The organism is Sphingomonas abaci, assembly GCF_014199625.1.
GTDB classification, from domain to species: Bacteria; Pseudomonadota; Alphaproteobacteria; order Sphingomonadales; family Sphingomonadaceae; genus Sphingomonas; species Sphingomonas abaci.
The window spans coordinates 44842-59153 of the sequence record NZ_JACHNY010000005.1 but is presented as its reverse complement, the minus strand read 5'-3'; the positions used below and the strand labels follow the sequence as shown (position 1 = coordinate 59153).

The following is a 14312-nucleotide window of genomic DNA, read 5'->3' as shown; positions in this document are numbered from 1 at the left end:
GACGCTCCGCGGCAAGCGGTCAGCCGCTATTGCCCCGCCGATCGCTGTCATAGGCCTGGTCGTTGGCGATGGCGTCGGCCTTTTCGGGGCGGAGATGCGCGTCGGGATCGTCGACATCGGTGATCCGATCGGCCTGGGTGCCGAGATCGGTCTGGAGGTGACCACCGCCGCTGCTGCCGGTGATGCCGGTATCGGCGTCGGCGATGGCGGCGTCGATCAGCTCATGATCGTCGGTGTCGCGGGCGGTGGTGGTGCGCGGGTTCTCAGCCATGTCATGCTCTCCTTCTGCCCGACCAACGGCCAGCGTGAGCGCCACGTTCCTCAATCTATCGAGTAGGTTATGCCGATAATCTCATATTCCTTCTCACCGGCTGGCAAGGTCACGCGGCGCAGGTCGCCGATCCCGGCGCCGCGCAGCGCGCGGGCGATCGGCGAATACCAGCCGACCCGGCCCTTGCCCGCGTCCGCCTCGTCGTCGCCGACCAGGGTCAGGACGCGCTGCTGGTCGTCCTCGTCGGCGATGGTGACGGTGCAGCCGAACCACACGCGCGTCCTGTCGGCCTGGGCGGCAGGATCGACGACCTTGGCCGCCTTCATCCGCCGCGACAGCCAGCCCAGCCGCCGGTCGATCTCGCGCAGCCGCTTGCGACCGTAGATATAGTCGCCATTCTCCGACCGGTCGCCGTTACCCGCCGCCCAGCTGATCGTCTCGACCAGGGCGGGCCGTTCGGTCGCGAACAACCGGTCATATTCGGCGCGCAGAGCGGCATAGCCGGCGGGGGTGATGTAATTGGGTCGGTCGGTCACGCCGCTCCCTTACTCAACCCGGGCGGGTCTTGCCCAGATACCAGCTGAGCCGCGCCGCGCCCCGGCTTTTCGACCGGGCCGGGTTCATCAGGTCGTAGACGACGGCATTTTCCAGCACGCGCTGCACATAGTTGCGCGTCTCGCCATACGGGATCGCCTCCACCCAATCGACCCAGTCGACCGCGCCGGTGCGCGGGTCGCCATTGGCGCGCAGCCACTTGTTCACATTGCCGCCGCCGGCATTATAGGCTGCGATCGCAAGCGGATAGCTGCCATAGTTCGCATAGACCCGCTGGAAGTAGCTGGCGCCGAGCTGGATCGAGATAAACGGGTCGGACGACAATTGCTCGGGCGTGAAGCTCAGGCCGATCTTGCCGCCCTGCTCGCGCGCGGTGGCCGGCATCAGCTGCATAAGGCCACGCGCACCCGCACCCGAAACGGCGGCCCGGTCGAACTGGCTTTCCTGGCGCGCGATGGCATGGATGATCGTCCAGCTATCATCATAGCCGGCCGGGATCGGCACCACGGGGAAACCGATCGCCGAATAGTCGGTCAGCCCGTTCTGCATCGCGCTGCGCCCGACCATCACGCCGAGGTCCGGACGGCCGATCTCGCGCGACAGTTGCTCGGCGAGCAGATGGTCGGTGTCGGAGCTCGCGTCTGCGGCGATCTGGCGGACGAAGGCGGTCTGGTCCTGCCAGTCGCCGATTTGGCCCAGGAAGCGCGCGGCGACAACCACCTCGCGCGCGTTGAAGGCGGCACGCACGGCGGGATCGAGCGTCGCGGCGGCAACGGGCGGCGGCGCGACCAGCGGCCGGCCGGTCCGCTCCAGCGCGAGCTGTCCGTAATATTGGTCCCGGTAACCGGCCGCCTGCGCATAGAATTGCGCCGCCTGGGGCTGGAGCCCCGCCGCCTCGGCTGCGCGGCCCGACCAGTAATAGCCCTTGGCGCGGGTCTGCGGCGCCTGGCTGGCGCGCGCATAGCGTTCGAACAGCGGCATCGCGTCGGCGGGGCGGCCGAGCTGCTTCATCGCGACCTGCCCGCCCAGCCAGACCAGCGACGTATAGTCGTCGCGCTCCCCATACGGCTTTTTCGAGACGTCGGTGCCGGCGGGATAGGCGTCATCGACCTGGCGCGCGATGTCATAGGCGAGCTGATACTGGCTGTCAGCCGCGGCTGCCCGGGCGTTTGTCAGCAGCACCTCATACCATTTCTCGACATCGCCCGGCCGGGTCGCCAGCGTCCGCGGCTGCGCCAGATAGGTGCGGACGCTGGGCGACAGGGTGTTGCGCAGCCACACCGCGCGATCGGCGATATAGCCGGCGTCGTTGGCGTAGAGCGCCTGCGTCGCGGCGGACAGGTCGGCGGCATTGGCGGCCTTGGTGCGGAAGGCGAGCCGCGCCTCGAACAGCGGGCGGTTCGCCGGGCTGACCAGCGCGAGCTGCCGCTGGGCGAGGCCGGTCTGACCCTGCCACAACAACCGGTCCATGCGCGCGTCCTGATCCTCCGGTCGCAACGCGGCGGGGAAATAGGTGAGGATCGCGCCTTCGTCCGCGCTCGACAGCGCGCCCATGCGCCAGGCGGCGCGCGCGGCGGCCTGCGCGCCCGCGGCATCGCCGGTGGCGAGCAGCGCGCGCGCCTGCGCCACCATGCCGGTCGCGGTCAGGGGCGGATAGCGACGGAAGAAGGCGAGGACATTGGCCGGCGCGGCATTGCCCGCCTGCCGCTCGGCAGCGCGCCGGTTCGCCGCCTCGCCCGGCCAGCCGGGATGACGCTGGGTGAAGCCGGCATAGCTGTCGAAGGGCAGCGCGTCCGTCTGGCGCAGCGCCCGCCATTCGGCGATGGCGGAGGTGATTGCGGGATTGGCGGCCGGCTGGGGCAGTCCGGCGGCGATGCGGTTGGCGGCCTGGGTCGAGGCACGGTCGCTCTGCTCCTGCGACTGGGGCAGGATGGCCGTGCCGGCGACGAGGGAAAGCAGCAGGGTCGATTTCAGGGGCGCGATCATGTGGACAGAATACGGATCGAACCCGTATCTGTCCTGAACGATTTTGGGGGGCGTCCCCGCAGCCGTCGCAGAAGGACGATGTAACACAATGTTTTCAGGCTCTATTCCCGCCCTGGTCACGCCGTTCGATGCGGCCGGCGGGTTCGCCGAGGCGGCCTTTCGCGAATTCGTCGAATGGCAGATCGCCGAGGGGTCGTCGGCGCTGGTCGCCTGCGGCACCACCGGCGAAGCGGCGACGCTGAGTGCCGAGGAGCATTTCCATGTCGTGCGCGTCTGCGTCGACCAGGCGCGCGGGCGCGTGCCGGTGATCGCGGGCGCGGGATCGAACGACACCCGTGTCGCCGCCGCCAATCTGCGCGCCGCCAAGGATGCCGGGGCGGACGCGGCGCTGATGGTCCCTCCCTATTACAACCGCCCGTCGCAGGAGGGGATCTTCCGCCATTTCGCGGCGCTGGCCGCCGACGCGCCGCTGCCGATCATCCTCTACAATGTGCCGGGCCGCACCGTCACCGACATCCAGCCCGCCACGCTGATCCGGATTGTCCAGGCCTTTCCCGAACTGTTCGTCGGCGTGAAGGATGCCAGCGGCGTGCTGGCGCGGGTGACCCAGCACCGGCTGGCGCTGGGCGCGGACTTCGCGCAGCTGTCCGGCAATGACGACCTGGCGCTCGCCTACAACGCGATGGGCGGGGTGGGCTGCATCTCGGTCACCGCCAACGTCGCGCCGCGCCTGTGCGCCGACTTCCAGGCGGCCTGCGCCTCGGGCGATCAGGCGGCTGCGCTGGCGCTGCACGACCGGCTTTACGCGCTGCACGACGCGATGTTCACCGACGCTTCGCCCGGCCCGGTTAAGTACGCCCTAACCCGTGTCCGCACGGACTTCCCGCCCGCGCTTCGCCTGCCGATGACCTGGCCGTCCGAAGCGGCGCGTACGGCGGTCGATGCCGGACTGGCGACCGCGGGGCTGATCTAGGTTGCCTTATCCCCGCCATGATCCGGCTTGATGGTCGTGGCCTCCTGTCGGGGGAGGTCGGTGGATGCTGTGGTTCGTGTTGCAGGTGGTCTCGGGGCCCGTCCTGCCGGTCGTCCGGCGGCACCGATCCGATGCGCCCTGTGCGGCGACGCCGGCCGCAAGCGATGAAGTCGTCGTCTGCGGCCGCGACGACGACCGGTACCGCCTCAAGTCCCTGCCGCCCCGCCCCCAGGAGCCGCTGGTCCCGAAAGCGGCGATGGCGCTGCCCGGCGGCGGCAGGGTGGCGGCGGAGGTCGAGCAGGGTAGCGTCGGCGGCGTGGCCAGCAACCGGTTGATGCTGCGGCTGTCGAAGCCCTTCTGACATCCGATCGCGCTTCGTGCCGCGCCGGTCGCAACGGCCGCTTCCCTAAGTGCTCGGGCGCGCCTACATCGCCCGTCATGTCGCGCCCGAAACCAGCCACCTTCGACAAGAAGAAGATCGTCGCCGAGAACCGCAAGGCGCGGTTCGAATATTCGATCGACACCACCTACGAGGCCGGCATCGCCCTGACCGGCACCGAGGTGAAGTCGCTGCGCTTCGGCGAGGGATCGATCGCGGAAAGCTATGCCGAGGTGAAGGACAACCAGGTCTGGCTGGTCAACGCCAACGTCCCCGAGTTCAGCCATGGCAACCGTTTCAACCACGAGGCGAAGCGGCCCCGTAAACTGCTCCTTCACGAGCGAGAGATAAACAAGCTGCACGGCGCGGTGGCGCGCGAGGGCATGACCCTGGTGCCGCTGTCGGTCTATTTCAATTCGCGGGGGCGGGCGAAGGTGGAGCTGGCATTGGCCAAGGGTCGGAAGAACCACGACAAGCGGGAGGCGATCAAGGAGCGCGACTGGAAGCGGGAGGCGCAGCGCATCCTGAAGGATCGCGGCTGATGGCCACGGCCGCGCCGCGCTCCATGTGGCAGCGCGCGGCCGGCTGGTGTCGGCGCAACCTGCCGACGCGGGAGTCGATGGAGCGTAGCCGGATGCTGCGCCCGGTCGCGCACCGCGTGCTGGCACCCGAGCTGTGGCGCTTTACCCGTCGCTCGGTGCCGCGCGGCGTCGCGCTGGGCATGGTGGCCGGCGTGATCTTCCCGGTCGCCCAGATCGCCATCGCGGCGGTGATCGCGCTGCCGTTCCGCGCCAATGTGCCGGTGGCGGCGCTGACGACCTTCATCACCAACCCGTTCACCACGCCGCTGATCCTGATCGCGGCCTACCAGATCGGCCGATGGGTGCTGCATGTCGATGCGCCGGTGGTGGCGCAGCCGGTGGCGGAGGCGGCGACCGGCTGGCTGCAATGGCTGTGGGAGGCGGGACCGGCGACGGTGACCGGGCTGGTCATCATCGCCGCGGCCGGCGCGGTGCTGGGCTATGGCGTGTCGGCGCTCGGCTGGCGGCTGTGGATCGCCCGCAAGTGGCGCAACCGCCACAACAAGGAGAGCATGTAACGGTTGTAACGAACCTCGCATTGACGAGGCGTCCTAGCGACGTACAACAGCATTACTGACCCTGATTGAGGATGCTCGATGCGTACGCCGTTGATTGGCCTGATCCTGCTCGCTTCCACCGTTTCCACCACCGCCCTCGCGCAGACCACCGCGCAGCAGGCCCAGCAGACCCGGACCGTCGGCAAGGCCGCGGCCGGCCCGGTCGCTCCGGCGAGCGCCGACAAGCCGCAGATCGGCGATTTCGGCTTCGACATGGCCGGGCGGGACACCAGCGTGCAGCCGGGCAACGACTTCTTCAACTATGCCAGCGGCCGCTGGTATGGCGCGACCGAGATCCCGGCGGACCGGTCCTCCTATGGCATGTTCCACGTCCTCCAGGACCTGTCGCTGGAGCGGACGCGCGGCATCCTGGAAGCGGCGGAGAAGCGTTCGGGCGACAAGACCGGCGACTTCTATTCCAGCTTCATGGACCAGGCGGCCGTCGACGCCAAGGGCATCACCCCGGTCCAGCCCTGGCTGACCGCGATCAAGAATGCCGGCGACAAGACCGCGCTCGCCACCGAAATCGCGAAGCTCCAGCGTCAGGGCGTGCGCGGGCTGGTCGGCGTGTCGGTCGGGCAGGACGACAAGTCGCCCGAGACCTATGTCGTCAGCCTGGGGCAGGGCGGCATTGGCCTGCCCGACCGGGATTATTATCTGAAGGACGACCCGAAGCTGGCGGCGGTGCGCACCGCCTACCAGGCTTATCTGGCGAAGATGCTGACGCTGGCCGGCGAGCCGAACGCCGAAGCGCGTGCGGCGGCGGTGTTCCAGATGGAGAAGGCGATCGCCAACGCCCATTGGACCGCCGTGCAGAGCCGGGACGCCGACGCGACCTACAACGTCTGGAAGGCCGGCGATTTCGCCGCCAAGGCGCCCGGTTTCCCCTGGCAGCCCTTCCTGACCGCGATGGGCGTCGCCAATCGCCCGACCTATCTGGTCGCGCAGCCCAGCGCGCTGACCGGCGAGGCCAAGGTGTATGCCGACACGCCGCTGCCGGTGCTGAAGGATGCGGCGATGCTCCGCGTGCTGCGCTCCTACGCCCCCTATCTGGCTACGCCGGTCGATCAGGCGAATTTCGGCTTCTACGGCACCACGTTGTCCGGCACGCCGCAGCAGCAGGTGCGCTGGAAGCGCGCGGTGTCGACGGTCAGCAACGCGATGGGCGAGGCGATCGGCGAGCAGTATGTCGCGCGCTATTTCCCGCCCGAGGCGAAGGCGACCGCCGACGCGCTGGTCAAGAACGTCATCGCCGCGATGGGCGACCGATTGAAGAACCTGCAATGGATGGCGCGCGAGACCAAGGCGAAAGCGCTCGAGAAGCTCGCCGCCTTCACCCCCAAGATCGGCTATCCCGACAAATGGCGTGACTATTCGGCGCTGGCGATCCAGCGCGGCGACCTGGTCGGCAATGTCGCGCGCGCCAATGCGTTCGAATACCAGCGCGGGCTCAACAAGCTCGACCACCCGCTCGACCGCGGCGAGTGGTTCATGACGCCGATGACGATCAACGCCTATGCCAATCCGGTGATGAACGAGATCGTCTTCCCGGCGGCGATCCTGCAACCGCCCTTCTTCGATCCCAAGGCGGACCCGGCGGTCAATTATGGCGGCATCGGCGCGGTGATCGGCCATGAGATCAGCCATCACTTCGACGACCAGGGCCGCAAGTACGACGCCACCGGCAAGTTGACCGACTGGTGGACGCCGCAGGATGTCGAGCGGTTCAAGAGCTTCACCGACAAGCTGGTCGCGCAGTACAACGCCTATGAGCCCATCCCCGGCCAGCATATTCAGGGCGAACTGACGCTGGGCGAGAACATCGCCGACCTGGCGGGCCTGACGGTGGCGCTCGACGCCTACCACAAATCGCTGGGCGGCAAGCCCGCGCCGGTGATCGACGGGCTGACCGGCGATCAGCGCTTCTATCTGGGCTGGGCGCAGGTGTGGCGGACCAAGTGGCGCGAGCCGGCGCTGCGCCAGGCGCTGCTCTCGGACCCGCACTCGCCAGGGCATGAGCGCACGCTGACCGTGCGCAACCTCGACCCGTGGTATGCGGCGTTCGGCGCCAAGCCGGGCCAGCAAATGTATCTGGCGCCAGCCGATCGTGTCCGCATCTGGTGATCGACCGGGTCCCGTTCGTCGCCACGGCGAACGGGACCCCTCGTCCCGGGCAGGGGAACGGCCGCTGGGCGCGGGGGCGCCATGCTTCCCCTACTTGGAAGATGTCCGATATAACGTATTGCGAATGCGGCGATTAGACGCGAAGCTGGCGGATCTAAGCTATTCAGGACCGCCATGACGCGACTTCTTCTCGCCAGCCTGCTCGCCGCCGCCTCCGCCGTGGCGCTTCACGCCCAGACCCAGACGCCCACCGCCGCCGTGGCCCGCGATACGCCGCAGATCGGCCGTTTCGGCTTCGACGAGGCGGGCATGATGAAGACGACCCCGCCGGGGGATGATTTCTACGCCTATGCCAATGGCGAATGGGCGAAGACCACCGCCATCCCGGCCGACAAGGCGAGCTATGGCGCGTTCGATACGCTGGCCGACCTGTCGCGCGACCGGACGCGCGGCATCCTGGAAGGGGCCGGCGGCAGCAAGATCGGCCAGGCCTATGCCGCCTATCTCGACACCGCGGCGATCGAGGCGCGCGGGCTCGCCCCGATCCGCCCCTGGCTCGACACGATCAGGGCGTTGAGCGACAAGGCGGGCTATGCCGCCCTGGTCGCCCAGGCGGACCGCAACGGCGTCGGCATCCCCTTCGCCAGCGGCGTCGGTCAGGATGCGCGCCAGTCCGACGTCTATAGCGTCGGCGTCCGCCAGTCGGGCCTGGGGATGCCGGACCGCGACTATTATCTGTCGGCCGATGCCAAGCTGGTCGAGGCGCGCACCGCCTATCAAGCGCATCTGGCGAGGATGCTGGCGCTGGCGGGCGAAGTGGACGCGGAAGCCCGCGCTAGGGCGGTGCTCGACTTCGAGACCCGGATCGCGCAGGTGAGCTGGACGCGGATCGACAGCCGCGACCGCGACAAGACCTATAACAGGATGAGCGTCGCCGATCTGGCACGCAGCGCCCCGGGCTTCGACTTCGCCGCCTATCTGAAGGCGGTCGGCACGCCGGTGGACAGCGTCGTGGTCGCGCAGCCGAGCGCGGTGACGGGGATCGCCGCGCTGATTGCCGCGACGCCGCTGCCGGTGCTGAAGGACCAGTTGCTGCTCCGCTCGCTCGACGAGTTCGCCGATGTGCTGCCCCGCGCCTTCGACCAGGAGCATTTCGCCTTCTACGGCACGGTCCTGTCCGGCACGCCGCAGCAGGAGGAGCGGTGGAAGCGCGCGGTGTCCTTCACCTCGGCCGCATTGTCGGATGACGTGTCCAAGGTCTATGTCGCCCGCTATTTCCCGCCCGAGACCAAGGCGGCGGCAGACACGCTGGTGCGCAACGTGCTGGCGGCGATGGGGCAGCGGATCGACCGGCTGGACTGGATGGCGCCGGCCACCAAGACGGCGGCGCATGCCAAACTCGCCGCCTTCACCCCCAAGATCGGCTATCCCGACCGCTGGCGCGACCTGTCGGGGCTGCGCATCGCCAAGGGTGACGCGTTCGGCAATTCGCTGCGCGCGGCGCAGTGGTTGCACGACTATAATATCGGGCATCTCGGCAAGCCGATCCAGCGCTGGGAATGGGGGATGACGCCGATGACCGTCAACGCCTACGCCAATTTCGGCATGGTCGAGATCGTCTTCCCTGCGGCGATCCTGCAACCGCCCTTTTTCGACCCCAAGGCCGATCCGGCGGTCAATTATGGCGGCATCGGCGCGGTGATCGGTCATGAGCTGAGCCATCATTTCGACGACCAGGGATCGAAGTTCGACGCCAAGGGCCGCCTGATCGACTGGTGGACGCCCGCCGACGTCGCCGCCTTCAAGCAGCGCACCGGCGCGCTGGTCCGCCAATATGATGCCTATGAACCCCTGCCGGGCCTGCATGTGAAGGGGGCGCTGACGCTGGGCGAGAATGTCGCGGACCTGGCCGGCCTGTCGGTGGCGCACGATGCATACACGGCTTCGCTGAAAGGGCGCGCTGCACCGGTGATCGACGGCTTCACCGGTGATCAGCGCTTCTATCTCGGCTGGGCGCAGGTATGGCGGCGCAACTATCGCGATGCCAATCTGCGCAACCGCTTGCTGACCGATCCGCACAGCCCCTCGCAACAGCGCGCCTGGGTCGTACGCAATCTGGATCCCTGGTACGCCGCCTATCAGCCCAAGCCGGGCGAGCGGTTGTACCTGACCCCGGAGCAGCGCGTCCGCATCTGGTGATCGGGCCTTGGTGATCGGGGCCGGCATCCGCGCGGTGCTTGACGCCGCGCGATTGCCCGTGGACACGGGGTAGCGATGCCGTCCTTCTCACCCAGCTCTTCGTCGATCCGCGCCGCCGCCCTCGCCATCGGGGCGGCGGCGCTGGCGGCGGCGCTGCTGATCCTGGTCACGATCGGCAGCATCGCCATGGCCGGCGGCTTCCTGGCGGCGGGGTTCGTCGCGGGCGGCGCGGTGGCGGCGTGGCGGCTGCTGCGGCCACCGGTCGAAACCGGGCTGGCGCGGATCGACTGGACGATCACCCGCACCATCGCCGCGACCACCGATGCGGCGGTGGCGGTGACCGATCGCGCCGGCCGGCTGGTCTGTGCCAACGATGCCTATGAGGCCTTGTTCGAGGGATTGCCGACCCCGCCCGTCCTCCCGCTCGACACGGCCGGCGTCGCGGCGCTCGGCCTGGCCGGGCGAACCGCTTGGCGCGACGGCCGCGCCGAGGTGAAAGGGCTGATCGGCGCGGAGGTTGGGCTGGACGCCACCGTCGTCCGCGCGGGCGAGGACGCCGATGTGCTGGTCTGGCGCTTCGCCGCGACCGGCGAGCATGACCTGGCGGCGCGGATCGAGACGATGCTGGGCGGCGCGATCGGCGATCGGCTGGGGCAGGGGGGCGTGATGGTCGCGCTGCTCACCCCCAACGGCCGGGTGCGGGCGGCGACGCGCGTGTTGTCGCACCGGGCGAGTGGGGGCAACGGGTCGATCATCGGGCGCGACTTCGCCCATTGCCTGATCACCGACAGCCTGGGCCTGGTCCGCTTCGAGCGTGAGGGGCTGGAGGGATCGCCGCTGCGGCTGATCCAGCTTCCGTTCGGCGAGGGTGAGGACATGCCGATCCTGCTCGCCATCCTGGACGACCGCCATGACGCACCGGCGATCGGTGCGTCGGCCTCCGCCCATGTCCGCAGCCTGGTGTCGCTGATGCCGTTCGGCATGGCGCTGGTGGACCGCGACGGTCGCTTCCTCCAGATGAACACCGCCTTCGTCCGCGCGGCCGGCGTCGATGCCGCCGCACCGCCGCTCTATCCGGGCGACCTGGTGGTGCGTGAGGACAAGTCGGCGGTGGCGGACGCGATCCGCCGCTTCGCCAGCGGCGCCACCCATTCCGCGGACATGGCGGTCCGGCTGAAGGATCATCCCGACGAACCGGTGGCGCTGACCATCGCCGGCGCGCGCGGGCTGGGGGATGCGGCGGTGCTGCTGAGCCTCAAGGACAATAGCGAGGAGAGCCGGCTGAAGCGCGAGGTGGCGCAAGCCACCAAGATGCAGGCGGTGGGCCAGCTCGCGGGCGGCGTCGCCCACGACTTCAACAACATCCTCACCGCGATCCTGGGTCATTGCGACCTGATGCTGATGCGCCACTCGCCCGGCGACAGCGACTATGACGACATCCAGCAGATCCGCACCAATTCGAACCGCGCCGCCAGCCTGACCCGCCAGCTTCTCGCCTTCTCGCGCCAGCAGACGTTGCGCCCCCAGGTGCTGCAGCTGCCCGATGTCGTGGCGGAGGTGTCGAACCTGCTGAAACGGCTGATGGGCGAGACGGTGCGGCTGGAGGTCACGCATGGTCGCAACCTGGGACCGGTCCGCGCCGATCCGGGCCAGCTGGAGCAGGTGGTCGTAAACCTGGCGGTCAACGCTCGCGACGCGATCCTGAGCGCCAATCCGCAAGGCGGCGGCCGGCTGACCATCCAGACGCGCGCCGTCACCGCCGCGGAGGTGCGCGCCATGGGTTCGGACATCCTGCCCCCGGCCGACTATACCGCATTGTCGGTCAGCGACACGGGAACCGGCATCCCGCCCGACATCATCGGCAAGATATTCGAGCCCTTCTTCACCACCAAGGAGCTGGGTAAGGGCACCGGGCTGGGCCTGTCGACCGTCTACGGCATCGTCAAGCAGTCGGGTGGCTGGATATTCGCCGACTCGAAGCCCGGCCAAGGCGCGACCTTCACCATCTACCTGCCGGTGCACAGCGCCGTCGCCGACCCGCTGCGCACGCCGCCCAAACCGCTGCCGCGCCAGGGCGACACCTGGGGATCCGGCGTCGTGCTGTTGGTCGAGGACGAGGACATGGTTCGCGCCGTGGCCGAGCGGGCGCTGGTCCGCCAGGGCTATACGGTGCTGACCGCCGACAATGGCGAGACCGCGCTGGAGGTGCTGCGCACCAGCGGCCAGCCCGACCTGCTGATCTCCGACGTGGTGATGCCGACGATGGACGGCCCGACGATGGTGCGCGAGGTGCGCAAACGCTATCCCGCGCTGCCGGTGCTGTTCATGTCGGGCTATGCCGAGGAGCAACTGCGCAAGTCGATCGACATCGACAAGGTCGCCTTCCTGCCCAAGCCTTTCTCCGTGCAGCAGCTCGGCGAAGCGGCGCGCGATCTGCTGCGTCCCGGTTAATTCACGTCAAAGCCGGTTCGCCCATCATTGCGTCCCTTGCGGGAACGTGGCTAAGAGACGGGCGATGACCGTTGCGAAGCAAATCCTTATCGTCGAGGACGAGCCCCTGATCGCCATGATGCTCGAGGATTTCCTCGACGTCCTTGAACAGGGGGTGGCCGGAAGCGTCGATACCGTGGCCGGCGCGCTGGAACGCGTCGGGCAGGGCGGCATCGACGCCGCGATCCTCGACGTCAATCTGCGCGGCGGCGAGAAGAGCACGCCGATCGCGGAGGCGCTGGCCGATGCCGGGGTGCCGTTCGTCTTCGCCACCGGCGGCAGCGACGAGAGCGTCGACGAACGCTTCCGCGATCGCCCGGTCCTGCAAAAGCCCTTCACCATGGACGGCGTGCGCAAGGCGCTCGACTCGCTCTAAGCGGCCCTTTCTGGCGCAATCTACTTGCGTTGAAGGGCGCTCTGGCGACATAGGCGTGCGCCATGAGCCAGTTCGACAAAGCCCGCCTGCCATCGCGCCACGTCTCCGTCGGTCCGGAGCGTGCGCCGCATCGTTCCTATTACTATGCGATGGGCATCTCCGAGGAGGATATCGCCAAGCCGTTCGTGGCGCTCGCCTCCGCCGGCAACAACAGCGCGCCGTGCAACACCACGCTGGACGGCCAGGCGGATGCCGCGCAGGCCGGCGTGATCCAGGGCGGCGGCATGCCGCGCCGGTTCAACACCATCACCGTCACCGACGGCATCGCCATGGGCCATCAGGGCATGAAGGCGTCGCTGGTCAGCCGTGAGGTGATAGCCGATTCGGTCGAGCTGTCGGTGCGCGGCCATTGCTACGATGCGCTGGTCGGCTTTGCGGGGTGCGACAAGTCGCTGCCCGGCATGATGATGGCGATGCTGCGCCTCAACATCCCTTCCATCTTCGTCTATGGCGGCTCGATCCTGCCCGGCCGGTACAAGGACCGTGACGTGACCGTGGTCGACGTGTTCGAGGTGGTCGGCAAATATGCCGCCGGCGCCTGTCCGATCGCCGAAGTGCACGAACTGGAGAAGGTCGCCTGCCCCGGCCACGGCGCGTGCGGTGGCCAGTTCACCGCCAATACCATGGCCTGTGTCGGCGAGGCGATCGGCCTGTCGCTGCCCAACAGCAACATGGTCCCAGCGCCCTATACGTCGCGCGAGCAGATCGCGATCGCGGCTGGTGCGCAGGTGATGGAGCTGGTGGCCAAGAACATCCGCCCGCGTGACATCTGCACGCGTGAAGCCTTCGTCAACGCCGCGCGGATCGTCGCGGCGACCGGCGGCTCGACCAATGCGGCGCTCCACCTGCCGGCGATGGCGAACGAGGCGGGGATCGACTTCGACCTGTTCGACGTCGCCGAGGCGTTCAAGTCCACCCCCTATATCGCCGACTTGAAGCCAGGCGGCCGCTATGTCGCCAAGGACATGTACGAGGCCGGCGGCGTCTATATGCTGATGAAGACGATGCTGGCGGGCGGCCTGCTCGACGGCAACTGCCTGACCGTGACCGGTCGCACGCTGGGCGAGAATATCGACCAGGTGACCTGGAACCCGGACCAGAAGGTCATCTACGACGTGCAGACGCCGATCAGCCCGACCGGCGGCGTAGTCGGCCTGCGCGGCTCGCTCGCCCCCGATGGCGCGATCGTCAAGGTGGCGGGAATGCAGCGCCTCCAGTTCGAGGGGCCCGCGCGCGTCTTCGACTGCGAGGAGGATGCGTTTGCCGCCGTCGAGGCGCGGCTGATCGAGGAAGGTGAGGTCGTCGTCATCCGCTACGAGGGGCCGAAGGGCGGACCGGGGATGCGCGAGATGCTGTCCACCACCGCCGCCCTCTACGGCCTGGGCATGGGCGAGAAGGTGGCGCTGATCACCGACGGCCGCTTCTCCGGGGCGACGCGCGGTTTCTGCATCGGCCATGTGGGCCCCGAGGCTGCCGAGGGCGGTCCCATCGGACTGGTCGAGCAGGGTGACCGGATCCGCATCGACGCCGAGGCGGGGACGATCGACCTGCTGGTCGACGAGGATGTGCTCGCCACCCGCCGCGCCGCCTGGACCCCGCGCGTCAACGCCTATGGTTCGGGCGCCTTGTGGCGCTATGCGCAGAATGTCGGCCCCGCGCACCAGGGGGCGGTGACGCATCCCGGCGCGGCGGCCGAGCGCCATGTCTACGCGGATATCTGAACGTCGGGTCGCCATCGCCAGTCGGGCGGCAATACGCTAG

Annotated in this window: 12 protein-coding genes; 9 read left to right on the top strand and 3 right to left on the bottom strand. The window is 68.6% G+C overall.

What is annotated here, in order from left to right; all coding sequences use genetic code 11:
• Positions 1–19: 19 nt before the first annotated feature.
• Genes GGQ96_RS12610 through GGQ96_RS12600 form a run of 3 tightly spaced genes read right to left on the bottom strand, consistent with a single transcriptional unit; the run spans position 20 to position 2812 of the window.
• Entirely contained in the window at positions 20–271 is a 252-nt protein-coding gene (locus GGQ96_RS12610) for a hypothetical protein (protein ID WP_184115294.1), read from the bottom strand.
• 50 nt (positions 272–321) lie between these two features.
• A complete protein-coding gene (greB, locus tag GGQ96_RS12605; protein ID WP_184115292.1) occupies positions 322–807 on the bottom strand; it encodes a transcription elongation factor GreB in 486 nt (161 codons plus the stop codon).
• A gap of 13 nt (positions 808–820) precedes the next feature.
• Positions 821–2812: a lytic transglycosylase domain-containing protein gene (locus GGQ96_RS12600; protein ID WP_184115290.1), complete on the bottom strand. Its 1992-nt coding sequence runs from the start codon at positions 2810–2812 to the stop codon at positions 821–823.
• Between the two features lie 88 nt (positions 2813–2900).
• Here GGQ96_RS12600 and dapA point away from each other — a divergent pair, with 88 nt between their 5' ends.
• The 9 genes from dapA to ilvD all read left to right on the top strand — a co-directional run bounded on the left by dapA (position 2901) and on the right by ilvD (position 14272).
• Positions 2901–3785: a 4-hydroxy-tetrahydrodipicolinate synthase gene (dapA, locus tag GGQ96_RS12595; protein ID WP_184115288.1), complete on the top strand. Its 885-nt coding sequence runs from the start codon at positions 2901–2903 to the stop codon at positions 3783–3785.
• Positions 3786–3849: 64 nt separating this feature from the next.
• The gene (locus GGQ96_RS12590) at positions 3850–4146 is read left to right on the top strand and encodes a hypothetical protein (protein WP_184115286.1); all 297 of its coding nucleotides are present in this window, start codon (positions 3850–3852) and stop codon (positions 4144–4146) included.
• A gap of 77 nt (positions 4147–4223) precedes the next feature.
• A complete protein-coding gene (smpB, locus tag GGQ96_RS12585) occupies positions 4224–4706 on the top strand; it encodes an SsrA-binding protein SmpB (RefSeq protein ID WP_184115284.1) in 483 nt (160 codons plus the stop codon).
• Positions 4706–5263: a DUF2062 domain-containing protein gene (locus GGQ96_RS12580; protein WP_184115275.1), complete on the top strand. Its 558-nt coding sequence runs from the start codon at positions 4706–4708 to the stop codon at positions 5261–5263. Before smpB ends, GGQ96_RS12580 begins: the two co-directional genes overlap by 1 nt.
• A gap of 78 nt (positions 5264–5341) precedes the next feature.
• Positions 5342–7426 carry a M13 family metallopeptidase gene (locus tag GGQ96_RS12575; RefSeq protein WP_184115273.1) on the top strand — a complete coding sequence of 695 codons (2085 nt, stop codon included), beginning with the start codon at positions 5342–5344 and terminating at the stop codon, positions 7424–7426.
• A 174-nt stretch (positions 7427–7600) separates the two neighbouring features.
• Positions 7601–9625, top strand: a complete 2025-nt coding sequence (locus GGQ96_RS12570; RefSeq protein ID WP_184115271.1) for a M13 family metallopeptidase — start codon at positions 7601–7603, stop codon at positions 9623–9625.
• 75 nt (positions 9626–9700) lie between these two features.
• Complete coding sequence (locus GGQ96_RS12565; protein WP_184115269.1) at positions 9701–12076, top strand: hybrid sensor histidine kinase/response regulator; 2376 nt, start codon at positions 9701–9703, stop codon at positions 12074–12076.
• A 64-nt stretch (positions 12077–12140) separates the two neighbouring features.
• Positions 12141–12491, top strand: a complete 351-nt coding sequence (locus GGQ96_RS12560; protein WP_184115267.1) for a response regulator — start codon at positions 12141–12143, stop codon at positions 12489–12491.
• A gap of 62 nt (positions 12492–12553) precedes the next feature.
• Positions 12554–14272, top strand: a complete 1719-nt coding sequence (gene ilvD, locus GGQ96_RS12555; protein WP_184115265.1) for a dihydroxy-acid dehydratase — start codon at positions 12554–12556, stop codon at positions 14270–14272.
• Positions 14273–14312 lie beyond the last annotated feature (40 nt).